General features: G+C 49.9%; 15 protein-coding genes. All 15 read left to right on the forward strand.

Annotated features, from left to right (window positions below; translation table 11 throughout):
• The first annotated feature begins 4 nt into the window (after positions 1–4).
• A complete protein-coding gene (locus NE473_RS00755) occupies positions 5–970 on the forward strand; it encodes a CPBP family intramembrane glutamic endopeptidase (RefSeq protein WP_055648860.1) in 966 nt (321 codons plus the stop codon).
• Between the two features lie 148 nt (positions 971–1,118).
• Positions 1,119–2,594, forward strand: coding sequence for a stage IV sporulation protein A (gene spoIVA / locus NE473_RS00760; protein WP_055648861.1), 1,476 nt, complete (start codon positions 1,119–1,121; stop codon positions 2,592–2,594).
• 104 nt (positions 2,595–2,698) lie between these two features.
• The gene (locus NE473_RS00765) at positions 2,699–4,300 is read left to right on the forward strand and encodes an MBL fold metallo-hydrolase RNA specificity domain-containing protein (protein ID WP_022032569.1); all 1,602 of its coding nucleotides are present in this window, start codon (positions 2,699–2,701) and stop codon (positions 4,298–4,300) included.
• Between the two features lie 113 nt (positions 4,301–4,413).
• Positions 4,414–4,890 (forward strand): ribonuclease HI, encoded by a 477-nt coding sequence (gene rnhA / locus NE473_RS00770; protein ID WP_006776061.1) that lies wholly within the window; start codon positions 4,414–4,416, stop codon positions 4,888–4,890.
• Positions 4,891–4,994: 104 nt separating this feature from the next.
• Complete coding sequence (locus tag NE473_RS00775) at positions 4,995–5,879, forward strand: lysozyme inhibitor LprI family protein (RefSeq protein WP_242866043.1); 885 nt, start codon at positions 4,995–4,997, stop codon at positions 5,877–5,879.
• A 190-nt stretch (positions 5,880–6,069) separates the two neighbouring features.
• Positions 6,070–6,219 carry a hypothetical protein gene (locus tag NE473_RS00780; protein WP_022032567.1) on the forward strand — a complete coding sequence of 50 codons (150 nt, stop codon included), beginning with the start codon at positions 6,070–6,072 and terminating at the stop codon, positions 6,217–6,219.
• 51 nt (positions 6,220–6,270) lie between these two features.
• Positions 6,271–8,877, forward strand: a complete 2,607-nt coding sequence (alaS, locus tag NE473_RS00785; RefSeq protein WP_055649013.1) for an alanine--tRNA ligase — start codon at positions 6,271–6,273, stop codon at positions 8,875–8,877.
• Positions 8,878–9,016: 139 nt separating this feature from the next.
• Entirely contained in the window at positions 9,017–9,193 is a 177-nt protein-coding gene (gene rpsU, locus NE473_RS00790; protein WP_003504099.1) for a 30S ribosomal protein S21, read from the forward strand.
• 200 nt (positions 9,194–9,393) lie between these two features.
• The gene (locus tag NE473_RS00795; protein WP_006774724.1) at positions 9,394–9,660 is read left to right on the forward strand and encodes a YabP/YqfC family sporulation protein; all 267 of its coding nucleotides are present in this window, start codon (positions 9,394–9,396) and stop codon (positions 9,658–9,660) included.
• Positions 9,661–9,692: 32 nt separating this feature from the next.
• The gene (yqfD, locus tag NE473_RS00800; RefSeq protein ID WP_039892061.1) at positions 9,693–10,937 is read left to right on the forward strand and encodes a sporulation protein YqfD; all 1,245 of its coding nucleotides are present in this window, start codon (positions 9,693–9,695) and stop codon (positions 10,935–10,937) included.
• Complete coding sequence (locus tag NE473_RS00805; RefSeq protein ID WP_022032564.1) at positions 10,924–11,955, forward strand: PhoH family protein; 1,032 nt, start codon at positions 10,924–10,926, stop codon at positions 11,953–11,955. The genes yqfD and NE473_RS00805 overlap by 14 nt, the downstream gene beginning before the upstream one ends.
• The gene (gene ybeY, locus NE473_RS00810) at positions 11,939–12,436 is read left to right on the forward strand and encodes an rRNA maturation RNase YbeY (RefSeq protein ID WP_006774728.1); all 498 of its coding nucleotides are present in this window, start codon (positions 11,939–11,941) and stop codon (positions 12,434–12,436) included. The genes NE473_RS00805 and ybeY overlap by 17 nt, the downstream gene beginning before the upstream one ends.
• Positions 12,433–13,587: a DUF3048 domain-containing protein gene (locus NE473_RS00815; RefSeq protein ID WP_055648863.1), complete on the forward strand. Its 1,155-nt coding sequence runs from the start codon at positions 12,433–12,435 to the stop codon at positions 13,585–13,587. Before ybeY ends, NE473_RS00815 begins: the two co-directional genes overlap by 4 nt.
• Positions 13,577–15,262 (forward strand): putative polysaccharide biosynthesis protein, encoded by a 1,686-nt coding sequence (locus tag NE473_RS00820; RefSeq protein ID WP_055648864.1) that lies wholly within the window; start codon positions 13,577–13,579, stop codon positions 15,260–15,262. The genes NE473_RS00815 and NE473_RS00820 overlap by 11 nt, the downstream gene beginning before the upstream one ends.
• 51 nt (positions 15,263–15,313) lie before the next feature.
• The gene (locus tag NE473_RS00825; RefSeq protein WP_006774733.1) at positions 15,314–15,700 is read left to right on the forward strand and encodes a hypothetical protein; all 387 of its coding nucleotides are present in this window, start codon (positions 15,314–15,316) and stop codon (positions 15,698–15,700) included.
• Positions 15,701–15,826: the final 126 nt, after the last annotated feature.

Here is a 15,826-nt window from a genome sequence, read left to right on the forward strand (position 1 = left end):
GCCAATGAGCAGATTATGGGATAACAGATTGATGAAAAACAGATTCGGACAGGTGCGGTCAGGGTGGATTATCCTGATTACAATGGCTGTTTACTATATTCTGGCTCTTGCCTCCGGCAATCAGATCATAGAGCTGCTGAGAAAGATTTTGATTGCCACAGGCGACATCAATCCGGTAACCGGAGAGTTTTCCAGCGTGGCAGAATGGTTCGATAACATCTTTCTGCCCGTTGCGTTTCAGATACTTACAGAACTTCTTATGCTTGCAGTTCCAATTGCCATATGGCGATTGGGGATGAAACATTCGGTCCGGGAGATGGGACTGGATTCTTTAAAGGGTAAGAAGAGGAGAAAAGACGGGGCTGCAGGTATGCTGCTGGGAATTTTAAACTGCTCTGTTATCTTTCTTTTGGTTCTTATGATAGGAAAGGGCCGCGTTGTATCAAACGGAATTACAGTTTCGGGACTGACCTTCTGGTGGCTGCTTACTTTTGTTTTGGTGGGGATCGCGGAGGAAACGTTGAACCGCGGCTTTTTAATGGCTGTTCTGCGTCGGTGCCGCAATGTCCCTGTTATTATGTTTGTTCCGTCTGTGATTTTTGGACTGATTCATTTGAGTAATCCGGGAGTAACATTTTTTTCCGTCTTTAACATTATACTTGTCGGGATACTTTTTTCCTATATGTTTCTAAAGTCGGGTTCCATATGGATGTGTATTGGATATCATATTACCTGGAATATCTTTCAGGGGGTGGTCTATGGAATGCCTGTCAGTGGCCTCCAGATTCCTGGCATCATTACAACGCAATATGCGGAAAGCAATCTGCTGAACGGAGGTGCCTTTGGAATTGAGGGTGGCATACTGACCACCATAGTGACTTTGCTCAGCTTTATATTTGTATGGTATTATTACCGGAATTCAAACTACGATTTCTTAAGCGATTCAGAGAAGCCGGAAGTGCTTCAATGACTCATGCAGAGAAAGCCCCAGGGACGGAAGAACCTGGGGCTTTCCCAATGGTGGGAAGATTGAGGGCATCAAATAATCTTAAACAGACTTGCTGGAATATTAAGTGATCCCCTGCATATATTATAACAGCACAGAAGGGGGTATCTTTATGGACAATTTTGATGTATACAGTGATATTAAAGCCCGGACCAATGGAGAGATTTATATAGGCGTAGTCGGACCGGTGCGGACGGGAAAATCCACCTTTATCAAACGGTTTATGGAACTGATGGTGCTGCCGGAAATGGTGGATGAGCATCAGAAAACGCAGACGAGAGATGAACTTCCGCAGAGCGCGGCCGGGAAGACGATTATGACGACGGAACCGAAATTTATACCGAAGGAGGCGGCGGAGATCCGGCTGGGTGAGGAGATCGAGACGAAGGTCCGGCTCATCGACTGCGTGGGATTTATGGTGGAAGGCGCAGCCGGACACATCGAAAATGATGAAGAACGACTTGTAAAGACTCCATGGTTTGACTATGAGATTCCCTTTACAAAGGCCGCAGAGATCGGAACGAGGAAGGTCATAAACGACCACTCCACCATCGGCGTCGTTATCACGACGGATGGCACCATCGGGGAACTGAAACGCCCCAACTACATAGCCGCGGAAGAGCGGACCATCACAGAACTGAAGGAACTCGGAAAGCCGTTCATCGTGCTCTTAAACTCCGTAAAACCGTATTCCGATGAGACTGCAGCTCTTGCGAAGGAGATGAGGGAAAAATACGATGTGACCGTCATGCCGGTGAACTGCGAGCAGCTGAAAAAGGACGATGTCTACCATATACTGGAACGCGTGCTGAAGGAATTTCCGGTTACGGAGATGGATTTCTATATTCCCAAATGGCTGGAGATTCTTCCTGCAAGCCACTGGCTGAAATCACAGATTATCCAGGCCGCCAAGGACATGGTGAAAAAGGTTACCCATATGAAGGATATCACCTCCGATCTGTTCGACGGCGCAATTGAGAGTATCCGGGCCGTAAAAGTACAGAATATGAACATGGCGGATGGAAGTGTCTCCATGGGTATGGATGTGGATGACAGCTATTATTATCAGATCCTAAGCGACTACGTGGGAATTCCCATCGAAGGAGAATACCAGCTGATGCAGACCTTAAGCGATCTTGCAAAGATGCGTGCGGAGTATGAAAAAGTGAACAATGCCATGAGCCAGGTTCGTTTAAAAGGATATGGTGTTGTGACGCCGGAACGTTCGGAAATCATCCTCGATGAGCCGGAAGTGATTAAACACGGCAACAAATACGGGGTCAAGATGCGGGCGGAGGCCCCCTCCATCAATCTGATCAAGGCCCATATCCAGACAGAGATCGCACCGATTGTAGGCAGTGAACAGCAGGCAGAGGACTTGATTGCCTACATCAAGGAAAATGCCAGAGAGAGCGAGGAAGGCATCTGGAACACCAATATTTTTGGAAAGTCCATCGAGCAGATTGTGGAGGATGGTATATCCGCCAAAGTCTCCCAGCTTACGGAGGACTGTCAGCTGAAGCTTCAGGATACGCTTCAGAAGATCATCAACGACAGCAACGGAGGAATGATCTGCATTATCATATAAATTCACCGGGAACGGCAGAACAGGAGAATGAGGCCTTTCATGAGGTTTGAGTTTATGCTATAATAGGAAAATGACCGACAGAAGAAAAATAAGGAGGGCTTTCAATGAAATTAATGTTCATCGGCGCGGACCATGAGGTAACCGGCAGCTGCCATTATTTAGAAGCCGCAGGGCTTAAGATTCTGGTGGACTGCGGTATGAAGCAGGGTGTGGACTATTTTGAGAATGCGGAGCTTCCGGTGAGCTATTCGGAGATCGATTATGTGCTTCTGACTCATGCCCATATCGACCATGCAGGGATGCTTCCTTTTATCTATGCGAGAGGATTCCGAGGGGAAATTATCACCACCGAAGCCACGGCGGATTTGTGCAATATCATGCTGAAGGACAGCGCGCATATCCAGGAATCAGAGGCGGAGTGGAAGAACAGGAAGGCCAGACGAGCCGGGCGGCAGGAAGAAGTGCCGCTGTATGAAATGAATGATGCAATGGGGGTATTAAAGCAGTTTAACCCCTGCAGCTATGATGAAATAATAAAACTGGAGGAGGGCCTTACCATTCGGTTTACCGATGTCGGACATTTACTGGGGTCTGCCTCCATCGAGGTATGGATCAAAGAGAATGATATTTCGAAGAAAATCGTATTTTCCGGTGACATCGGCAATAAGAATAAGCCGCTGATCCGGGATCCCCAGTATATCAAAAATGCGGATTACGTAGTGATGGAGTGTACCTATGGCGACCGGCTTCACGGCCAGATACCGGATCACGTCTCCATTCTCGCGGATATCGTCCAGAGAACCCTGGACCGGGGCGGCAATGTGGTGATTCCTGCATTTGCCGTGGGCAGAACGCAGGAACTTCTCTACATGTTCCGGATCATCAAGGCGGAGCATATGGTGAAGGGGCACGACGGATTCGAGGTCTATGTCGACAGTCCTCTTGCCGTTGAGGCGACCAGTGTGTTTAAGGATAATCTGGTGGACTGTTATGACGAGGAGACGAAGGCGCTTGTGACGCAGGGGATCAACCCGATCTCGTTTCCGGGGCTGAAGCTCTCCATTACCAGCGCGGAATCGAGAGATATCAATTTCGACACAAAACCGAAGGTCATCATCTCCGCGGCAGGCATGTGCGATGCGGGCCGGATCAGGCACCATTTAAAGCATAATCTGTGGCGGCCTGAATGTACCATCGTCTTTACGGGGTATCAGTCCATAGGAACGCTGGGCAGAAGCCTTTTGGAAGGCGGCCGGGAGGTGAGGCTGTTCGGTGAAACCATTCAGGTTGAGGCCCACATTGAGAAGATGGATGGAATGAGTGCCCATGCAGATATGGAAGGGCTGATTCAGTGGCTGAACGCATTCGAGGAGAAGCCCCGGGAAGTATTTCTGGTACATGGGAATGATGAGGTGTGCGATTCGTTCGGGAATCTTTTAAAAGAAGAATATGGATATCAGGCGGATGCGCCGTATTCAGGATCTGTATACGACTTAGCGGCCGGCAGATGGCTGGAGCAGAGAACCGGAGTAGTTGTGACGAAGACGGTGGAGACGGCGAAGCGTGCGGTTGGCGTCTATGCGCGTCTGCTGGCTGCAGGAGAACGCCTGCTGTCGGTGATCCGCCATAACGAAGGCGGAGCCAACAAGGATCTGGCTAAATTCGCGGACCAGATCAATTCATTATGCGATAAATGGGACAGATAACGAGCCACTCCACCAGGTCTGTGAGGGACTTAAACCAGGTGGAGGTGACATACATCGCACGGAAGCGGCAAATAACGTCCGCTGAGTGCTTATAGCCAGGAGAATGACATAAGATGGGAAAAGTACTATTGTTTACAGATGGAGCTGCAAGAGGAAATCCGGACGGACCCGGTGGTTACGGAGCTGTACTTCAGTTCACGGATTCCAAAGGGCAGCTCCATGAAAAGACGCTGTCGGCCGGTTATGTGAGGACGACCAACAACCGTATGGAGCTGATGGCCGCAATCGCAGGGCTGGAGGCGCTGAACAGGCCCTGCGAGGTGGAACTGTATTCAGATTCCAAGTATGTAACGGATGCCTTCAACCAGCACTGGATCGACAACTGGGTGAAGAACAACTGGAAGCGCGGCAAGAGCGGTCCGGTCAAGAATATCGATCTGTGGAAACGGCTTTTAAAAGCCATGGAACCTCACCGCGTTACCTTCTGCTGGGTAAAAGGACATGCCGGGCATCCGGAGAATGAGCGGTGCGATCAGCTGGCTACCACTGCCGCGGATGGGGACAGCTTACTGGTGGATGAAGGCCTGTAAAACTTACGTATCTCTTACAATCTCTTACTAATTAACGAACCCTATTTCCTTTCTTTTTTATTTATGATATGGTAATTTTATCAAAGTATGTTAGGATGATAATCATGAATAAAAATAAAGGAATCTGGTTTGTGATCGCTGCCATCCTGCTGATCGGGATCGCGGTAACGTTTGCAACCAGCAGATTTATCCGGCAGAACGGCGGTTCACTGGACACCGTGGCGGTGACGCAGATGCCGGTGACGGCAGGCGGAGGAATACCGCAGGCCTATTCGGAGGGAGCAGGAGCGGAGACTCCCGCAGCGGCCAAAAAGCGTATGGCGGCGGCTCCCATAGAGGAGGAAGATGCGGCACCGGGTAACACGGGAGAGGCGGCTGACCAGGCGGCAGTTCCGGAACCTGCGTCCTCCCGGATCATGGCGGCAGAAGGGGCGGCGGCGCCGGCTCCTGAATCATTTCTGATGGATTCAGACGAGGCTGCAGGAGAAGCTGCAGTCCCGGAGACAGCAGCGGCCGGACCGGGAAGCAGGGAGGATGCGGCGGCTGTCCCATCCATCTCCCCGTTAGGACCGGGCGGAAGCGCATCGTTTCAGAATGACGAGGAAGAAAAACTGGCATATTACGAAAGACGCCTGGCGGAATTAGATGCCCAGGTTCAGAAGATGCGCAGTGAGTCCTCCGATTCCACGACGTATTCCATGAAGACGCTGGCTGAAAAGGAACTCCGGCTCTGGAACATCGAGATGAACACCATCTATGCGGATATCATAGACGGCCTGGACGAGGAAGCCAGGAGTAAGCTGGAAGGCGAACAGCAGACCTGGACGAAGAGCCGGGATACAAAGGCGGAGGAGGCAGCGAGGAAGTACAGCGGCGGCTCTCTGGAGGGTGTAGAGTATACGGCTTCCCAGGCGGAATCCACGAGAACGAGGACATACGATCTCGTAGAGACATATATTCAGGCTCTGCCTGCGGAAAATGAAGATTAAAAGAAAATGGCAGTCCCCATACGGAACAGGAGTAACTGTTTTGTGAAGGGACTGCTTTTTTGCATATGGAATGACGTGGATTTCGGAAATAACACAGAAAATCGGCGGCAACATCTTGATTAATAAAAAGTGATATGATAGGATATTAAAATGAGCATAACTATAGCAATCAGTCAGGAGGGTTGAATCTATGACAGCAATTTTAGCAAGTTTTCTGCAGACGGCAATCAAGTTTCTGTTTTTCCTTGCAGTGGCGTGGGGCGGAATCGTGTGCGGCAAGAAATTCAGAGATTATAAGGATGCCAAGAATGCAGGCAGTATGACAGAAGAAAGTAAATAATTAACGGAGGACAGTAACGTGAACAAGACAGGTGTGAATGAACTGAGGAGAATGTTCCTTGAATTTTTTGAGAGCAAGGGACATCTGGCGATGAAAAGCTTCTCCCTGGTTCCGCATAATGATAACAGCTTATTGTTAATCAACTCAGGTATGGCGCCTTTAAAGCCGTATTTTACAGGACAGGAGATACCGCCGAGAAAGCGTGTGACAACCTGCCAGAAGTGTATCAGAACCGGAGATATCGAGAATGTGGGAAAGACCGCCCGTCACGGCACCTTCTTTGAGATGCTGGGCAATTTCTCCTTTGGAGATTATTTTAAGACGGAAGCGATCCGCTGGTCCTGGGAGTTTTTGACAGAGGTTGTGGGACTGGATCCGGACAGGTTATATCCATCCGTCTATTTAGAAGACGATGAGGCTTTCGATATCTGGAATAAGGAAATCGGCATTGCACCGGAACGCATCTTCCGCTTCGGCAAGGAAGATAACTTCTGGGAGCATGGAGCAGGACCCTGCGGACCGTGTTCTGAAATCTATTATGACCGCGGAGAGAAGTACGGCTGCGGAAAGCCGGGCTGCACCGTGGGCTGTGAATGTGACCGTTACATGGAAGTTTGGAATAACGTATTTACCCAGTTCGAGAACGACGGACACGGCAATTACGAGGAACTGGCCCAGAAGAATATCGATACCGGCATGGGGCTCGAGCGTCTGGCGGTGGTGGTTCAGGATGTGGATTCCATCTTTGATGTTGACACCATAAAGGCTCTGTTAAACAGGGTTGCAGAGCTTGCCCGCACGGAATATCAGAAGGATGCGTCGGTTGACGTTTCCCTTCGCCTGATTACAGACCATGTCCGCTCCTGTACCTTTATGATTTCCGACGGTATCATGCCATCCAACGAAGGACGCGGATACGTGCTGCGCCGTCTGCTCCGGAGAGCAGCCCGCCATGGAAGGCTTCTCGGCATCGAGGGAAGATTCCTCGCAGAGCTTTCCAGGACTGTGATTGAGCTTTCCAAAGACGGATATCCGGAACTGGAAGAGAAGAAAGCCATGATTTTAAAGGTTCTGACCGAGGAAGAGGATAAATTCAACCGGACCATCGATCAGGGGCTTGCGATTCTAAGTGAGATGGAAGAACAGATGTCTGCCGCAGGAAAGACGGTACTGAGCGGTGAGGATGCATTCAAGCTCTATGATACTTACGGCTTCCCGCTGGATTTGACGAGAGAAATTCTGGAAGAAAAGCACTTTTCAATCGATGAGGACGGCTTTAAGAAGGCCATGCAGGAACAGCGGGAGAAGGCCAGAGCGGCCAGAAAAACCACGAACTACATGGGGGCTGACGTGACTGTTTACCAGTCCATCGATCCTGCGCTCACCACGGAATTTGTCGGATACGACAGACTTGTCTGTGATTCTAAGATTACTGCGCTGACGACGGAGACTGACCTGGTGGAGGCGCTGACGGACGGAGAGACCGGCACGATTGTGACGGAGGAGACCTGCTTTTACGGCACCATGGGCGGCCAGCAGGGCGACAAGGGTGTCATTGTCAGTGCAAACGGCGAGTTTTCGGTGGAGGACACCATTCATCTGCAGGGCGGCAAGGTCGGCCATGTGGGAAAGATGAAGAAGGGCATGTTCCAGATCGGTGATGTGGTTACCTTAAAGGTCTGTGAAGAGAGCCGTATGAATACAGGTAAGAACCACAGTGCGACTCATCTGCTTCAGAAGGCGCTCCGCACCGTTTTAGGCGAGCATGTGGAACAGGCAGGCTCCTATGTGGATGAAGACAGGCTACGTTTCGACTTCACTCATTTCTCCGCCATGACGCCGGAAGAGATTAAGAAGGTGGAATGCCTTGTCAATGAGAAGATTAAGGAAGCGCTGAATGTAAAGACAGAGGTTATGAGCCTTGACGAGGCGAAGAAGTCGGGCGCCATGGCATTGTTTGGTGAAAAATACGGGGAGAATGTCCGCGTGGTAAAGATGGGCGATTTCTCCACGGAGCTTTGCGGTGGCACCCATATCTCTAATACAGGCGTTATCGGTTCCTTTAAAATCTTGTCAGAGACCGGTATTGCAGCCGGTGTGCGCAGAATTGAGGCGCTGACGGGTGACGGCCTGATGAAGTACTATCAGGAGGCCGAGACCGAGCTTCACGAGGCGGCGAAGGCGGCGAAGGCCACGCCTCAGACCCTGGCAGCCAGGATTGCAGCCATGCTTGAGGAGATCAAGACGCTTCATTCTGAAAATGAGAAGTTAAAGAGCAGACTGGCCAAGGACTCCCTGGGGGATGTGATGGACCAGGTGAAGGAGATCGGCGGTGTTAAGGTTCTGGCTGCGAAGGCTGACGATGTGGACATGAACGGCTTAAGAAACTTGGGAGACCAGTTAAAGGATAAGCTGGGTGAAGGCGTGATTGTGCTGGCTTCTGTTCTGGACGGAAAAGTGAACTTAATGGCAACCGCTACAGAGGAAGCGCAGAAAAAGGGCGCCCATGCAGGCAACTTAATCAAGGCTGTCGCAGGACTCGTTGGCGGAGGCGGCGGCGGAAGGCCGAATATGGCCCAGGCCGGCGGCAAGAATCCGGCCGGAGTAGACGCATGTCTGGAAGAGGTTTATAAAGTAGTTGAAGGCCAGCTGAAATAAGGCATAAATTTTCCGGTAAAAAATTAAAAATTTCCTTGACGAATGGGAAAATTATGCTATAATCATATCAGTGCTATAAAATACCCAAACAGTTGTATTATGCACAAGTACACAACTGGAGGGAGGTTAGGTGTGAGCTATGTCAAATGTAATCGTTAAAGACAACGAGAGCTTAGATAGCGCTTTACGCAGATTCAAAAGAAACTGTGCGAAAGCAGGTATCCAGCAGGAAATTCGTAAGAGAGAGCATTACGAAAAGCCAAGCGTAAGACGTAAGAAAAAGTCTGAAGCTGCAAGAAAACGTAAATATAACTAATTACTGATTAGTCAAACAAGGTGAGTCCCTGGTCATTTTATGATCAGGGATTTCTTTGCTTTTCGGAAGCTTTATGGGAGGACCGGCTGTACCGGATGGCCGGCTTCTGCGGTTATCCGGGTGTTTTGATGGTTAACCTGCATAATCGGACGGCGTTTTTGCATATAGTATAATATCATTGGCTGAAAGGCAGAAACGATATGTTCGAAGAGATGAAGTTTCGTGCGGCGGAGAACTTGAAGCTTCCAAAGGACGTGGTTCTGGGGGAAGTGCTGGTATCTTTTCTGGGCCGCCACAGTGTTGTGATTGAAAATTACCGCGGCATCATTCTCTATACTGATACCCTGATCAAGCTCCAGGCCAAGACGTGCCGCGTGGCTGTATCGGGAAGCCGCCTTGTGATTGAATATTATACGAATGAGGAGATGAAGATTAACGGGCTCATTAAGTCCATGGAATTTGAATAAAGAGGAAAACTGAAGGAGGAGGTACAACCGTGATTGTAACATGGCTTAACCACCGGATATCCGGTTATCTGTTTGTGGAGATGACGGGCTTTTCTCCGGAACGGTTCTTTAATATGTGCAGCGTTCATGAGATAGAAATCTGGGGAGTGTCGGACACCGGCCGTTCCTGCCGTTTTTATATGACTGTGAAAGGGTTTAAGAAGATAAAACCCATTGTCCGGAAATCGAAGGTCAGACTTAAGGTACTGGGAAAGTTTGGACTTCCTTTTTTTTTACACAGAAACAGGAAGCGGAAGCTTTACGCGGCCGGACTGGCATCTTTTTTTGTCCTGCTTTACATACTTTCCATCTTTATCTGGGATATTGAGTTTGAGGGGAATCACATGTATACGTATGATACCCTTTTGAAATACTGTGAAACAGAGGAGATCCGCTATGGCATGGTCAAATCCAGGATCGACTGTGATGCCCTGGAAGAATCGCTGCGGAGTGCATTCCCGGAGATCACCTGGGTATCGGCCAGGGTATCGGGAACGCGTCTTCTGGTTAAGATAAAGGAGAACGAGGTTCTCTCGGAAATTCCTGCAAAGGATGAGTCTCCCTGCGATATCGTGGCGTCAAAGGATGGCGTGATCACCTCTATGATCGTGCGCCAGGGTGTTCCGGCGGTTTCAGTGGGGGATGAAGTGAAAAAGGGCGACGTGCTTGTCAGCGGAACGCTGCATGTGATCGGGGACAGCGAGGAGATCATGAACACTCACTATGTTCATTCCGATGCGGACATCACGGCGCGGACGGAATACCACATCACACGGCAGATCCCGCTGTTTAAACGAGTGGATGTGGAAACCGGAAACGTACGGCGGGGGAAGTACGCGAAGGTATTTCAGTATTCCCTGATGCTGATGCGCCCGAAGCAGGAGGGAACCACCTGGAAGGTGACCATGGAAGAGGATCAGCTTCACTTATTTCAGAATTTTTATCTGCCTGTCTATCTCGGTGATATTACGGCGAAGGAGTACATTTCCTACGAGCGGCCCTACACGGAAGAGGAGAAAAAACAGGCGGCCGATGAGATCAATGAGAATTTGAAAAAAAATTTATTGGAAAAAGGGGTACAAATTCTGGAAAATCATGTTAAAATACTAGATAATGAATCTTTATGCCAAATTGCCATCGATCTTGTGGCTGAGGAAGCCGTAGGGCAGAGTCAGGGCGTAGAGATACCAATCACACAGGAACAAGAGGAGACTGAGGAGTCCAATGAGCGTAATTGAGACAATCATAGATATACCGGCTGAACACGAGAAGAATGTCTGCGGGCAGTTTGACAGCTATTTGAAGAAGATAGAGAGAACGCTCCATGTCACGATGATCGAGCGGGACGGCGCGCTAAAAATCATCGGCCCGGAGCAGATGGTGCAGAAGGCGAAGAGTGTGTTTAATAATCTGATCGAGCTGTCGAAGCGGGGAAATGCGATCACGGAGCAGAATGTGGATTATGCCCTGTCTCTGTCCTTTTCGGAGAGTGACGGGCAGATTTTAGAGATCGACAAGGACATCATATGCAGAACGATTACGGGAAAGCCGGTGAAGCCGAAGACCATGGGCCAGAAGCAGTATGTGGACCAGATCAGGAAAAAGATGATCGTATTCGGAATTGGTCCGGCCGGTACCGGTAAGACGTATCTTGCCATGGCTATGGCGATTCAGGCCTTTAAAAATGGTGAGGTGAGCAGAATTATTCTGACGCGCCCTGCCATTGAGGCGGGAGAGAAGCTGGGCTTTCTGCCCGGCGATTTACAGAGCAAGATTGACCCGTACTTACGGCCCCTCTATGACGCGCTGTATCAGATTATGGGCGCGGAGAGCTACTTACACAATGCGGAGAAAGGGCTGATCGAGGTGGCTCCCCTGGCCTATATGAGGGGAAGAACCCTTGACAATGCCTATATTATTCTGGATGAGGCGCAGAATACCACGCCGGCGCAGATGAAGATGTTTTTAACGAGAATCGGTTTCGGGTCCAAGGTCATTGTTACCGGGGACCAGACGCAGAAGGACTTGCCTGCCGGGGCCGTGTCCGGCCTTGACACCGCAGTCCGCGTGTTAAAAAGGATTGATGATATCGGGTTCTGCTACTTGAGCAGCAGTGATGTGGTGCGTCATCCGCTGGTTCAGAAAATAGTACAGGCTTACGACGATTACGAGACAAAGAAAAAGACCGGAGAGAAAGAACGAAAGACGGCAAAAGCCCCGGGAGGCAGAAAGGGACGCTATGACGATTCATATTGAGTATGAGACGGAAGAGGAGTTAAAGCTTCCGTATGAGGAGATTATCACCACAGTGGTGAACGAGGCACTGGACTATGAGAACTGTCCTTATGAGGCGGAGGTGAATGTGCTCCTTACGGATAATGAGGATATCCGGCAGATCAATAAAGAATACCGTGATATTGACAATGCTACCGATGTGCTGTCGTTTCCAATGGCCGATTACGACAGTCCGTCGGATTTTGACCGTCTCGAGGACATGGCAAGCGATTACTTTAACCCGGAGACCGGGGAACTGCTGCTGGGGGACATTGTCATATCTGTCGATAAGGTGAAGGAACAGGCGGAGAAGTACGGCCATTCCGAGACGAGAGAACTGGCTTTTCTGGTGGCGCACAGCATGCTTCATCTGTGCGGCTACGACCATATGGTGGATGAGGAGCGTCTCGTCATGGAGAAGAAGCAGGAAGAGATTCTGAAACGAGGGGGATACGAACGATGAAAAAACGGGCATGGTTCTGTGCGGCCGGGCTCATCCTTTTGATGGGCGCCGTGACCGGATGCCAGGGAAAATATCAGGAGGTGGCTGTGACGGACGCCTCTGCAGAGACGGACACCACGCCCGCCCCTACGAAAGAGATTAAGATAGAGACGACAACGGAGGCACCTGCCGGGGAGGAAGTGGAATCCGGCGACTGGTATACTTATGAAGAGCGCACCGAGCAGGATGGAAAGATCAGGAGTTATCTGACCGGCAGGATGGTGGATGCGGCGATTGGAAACCGCCGGCCCATAGCGATTATGATGAGCAACGACAAGGCGGCGCTGCCGCAGTACGGCATCAATCGTGCGGATATCGTGTATGAGGCCCCTGTAGAGGGCGGCATGAACCGATATATGGCTATTATCGAGGATTACGACGATCTGGACAGGATCGGTTCCGTGAGAAGCTGCCGGACGTATTATACATACTTTGCCCGTGAGTTTGACGCCATTTACGCTCATTACGGACAGAGTACCTTTGCCAAGCCGTATCTGGCTAACGTGGATAATATCAACGGACTGGATGGGATCGGCACCGTGGCGTATTACAGGACGAAAGACCGTAAATCACCTCACAACGCATATTCCAGCGGAGAAAGGCTGAATAAGGCGATAGCCCAGCTGGGGTATTCCGAGAGCTACAGTGCGGATTACAAGGGCCATTACCGCTTTGCGAAAACGGGCCATGAGGTGACGCTGAACGGTGCGCCCAGTGTCATGGACGCGGCCAGGGTCTATCCCGGCTACGTGATGAATAAGCCGTGGTTTGAATATAACGAGAGCGATGGCTTATACTACCGGTATCAGTACGGAGCGCCTCATAAGGGCGACGAAGGTCCGATTGCCGTAAAGAATATTCTGTTCCAGTACTGCCCGTCGGGCCACTATGCCACCACGGATTATCTGGATATCAATGTCCATGACGATTCCTACGGACTCTACGCCACAGAGGGAAAGGCGATTCCGGTGAAATGGACGAAGGATGGGGAGTTCGGTCTGACACATTATTACGACATGGAGAATAACGAGGTAATCCTCAATCAGGGAAAGACGTGGATATGCGTGATTTCCGCACAGGATTCCTCAAATGTAGAGGTTTATGGAAAATAACAGGACAAGCAGAAGCAGAAAAAAGCCTGAGAAAAAGGGCGCGTCAAATTTTATTATACAGGGAACGATTCTTGCGGCGGCGGGGATCATTGTGCGCCTGATCGGGATGCTGTATCGGATTCCCCTTGCCAATATACTGGGGGATGAAGGAAACGGGTACTATAATTCCGCTTTCTCAATCTATTCCATATTGCTGATTGTTTCTTCCTACAGCCTTCCTACGGCTGTTTCAAAAATGATCGCAACGAAGAATGCCAGAAAAGAGTATCGGAATTCTGTTCGAATTCTGAAAGCTGCGTTGTTTTATGGGACAGTAGTAGGAGGGATCGGTGCTGCAGTTTTATGGTTTGGAGCAGATCTGTTCGCTACACGTTTCCTGAGTATGCCCTATACCAGATATGCGCTAAAAACATTGGCGCCTACGATATGGGTTATTGCTTATCTCGGAGTATTCCGAGGCTACTTTCAGGGACTTGGAACGATGATTCCTACGGCCCTTTCACAGATTTTCGAGCAGATTATTAATGCTATCATTAGTATTGTGGCAGCAGAACGTCTGTTTAACGCAGGTTTGAAGGCAAATCTGGTTCATGGCGCCACAGAGTATTCCTTTGGATTCGGAGCCGCTGGGGGAACGATCGGTACAGGGGCAGGGGCACTGGCAGCTCTTTTGTTTCTGCTCTTTCTTATATTGAGCTACCGGCCTGTTATGATAAAACAGGCAAAGCGCGATCGCAGCAGGCGGAGAGACAGCTACACAGAGATATCCGCTATTCTTTTAATAACAGTTCTTCCGATTGTTATGAGCAGTGTGGCGTACAACGTCAGTACAGTAATTGACAACAGTATTTTTGCAAAAGGGATGACATTTCTTGGTATGAGTACCTCTGATATAGCTTCGGCATGGGGCGTTTACTCCGGAAAATACCACCTGCTGTTCAATATCCCGGTGGCCATTGCCAATTCACTGGCCTCTTCCCTGATTCCGTCCCTGTCGCGGGCGGTGGCCGGAAAAAACCGCGGGCAGATCGTGAGCAAGGTATCCATGGTGATTCGTTTTTCCATGGTGATAGCAATCCCGGCTACGGTTGGGCTTACCGTGCTTGCAGGGCCGGTGTGTAATCTGCTGTTCAGCCGTTACGACAATACCAATCTGATCCGTATGATGATGTACGGTTCTCTGGCTGTCGTATTTTTCTCCCTGTCCACGGTGACCAATGCCGTGCTTCAGGGAATCAACCACATGCAGACACCGCTTAAGAACGCAGTGATTTCACTTGTGCTCCATATCATTGTGCTCTGTGTCATGCTGTTTGGTTTTAAAATGGGAATTTACAGCGTGGTCTATTCCAACATTCTCTTTGCGCTGTTTATGTGTATCCTGAATGGAATGGCTATTAGCCGGTACTTGAATTACAGGCAGGAGATGAAGAAGACCTTTATCCTCCCGACCATCGCCTCCGGTATTATGGGCGGCGCTGCATACGGCGTTTACCAGCTGGTTCACATGACGCTTAAGAGCAACACCATCGGTGTGCTTCTTGCGATTGCGGTGGCGGTGATCGTCTACGGAATCCTGCTGCTGAAGCTGCGCTGTGTGGACGAGGTGGAGCTTTCCGGTATGCCCGGCGGCACGAAACTGGTAAGAATCGCACAGAAATGCCATTTGATGTGATTAAAATGAGGGAAGAAAGCAGATACTATACTTCGAAGGAGGTATTATCCTATGAAGAAGTATATGTTCTGCTTTCTTTTATTTGCAGCCACTTCGCTTCTCTGCCTCGGAATCGGCTTCGTCATTACCAAAGACAGCGTGCAGCCGGAGGAGGCCATACCCGGAGCGACTCTGGAGACAGAGACCGTGACGGAGGACCAGATCGTCATCAATCAGGAAAAGGTGTCACCTGCGCCGGAGAAGGAAAAGGAAAAATATTATCTCGTATCGGAGGACGGTTATCTGCTTGTCCTGTATCAGGATCAGACGACGATCTGTCTGTATACCCATATGCCGGTTACGGATTTCCCGGAGGAGGAGCGGGGCCGTCTGATGGATGGCATCTGGTTCTCCTCCATGATAGAGGTGTTTAACTATCTGGAATCGTATACGAGCTAGAGACTGTCTGAACATTCAGACACGCTCCGGCATAGGTCCGGAACACAGTGCTCATCAGGAAAAAAATAATACTTGAATTGAGTGGAGGATGCGGATACAATAGGGCTGGTAACAGTACAGCGAGGA

The organism is Hungatella sp. SL.1.14 (genome assembly GCF_024460495.1).
Taxonomy (GTDB): domain Bacteria; phylum Bacillota; class Clostridia; order Lachnospirales; family Lachnospiraceae; genus Hungatella; species Hungatella hathewayi.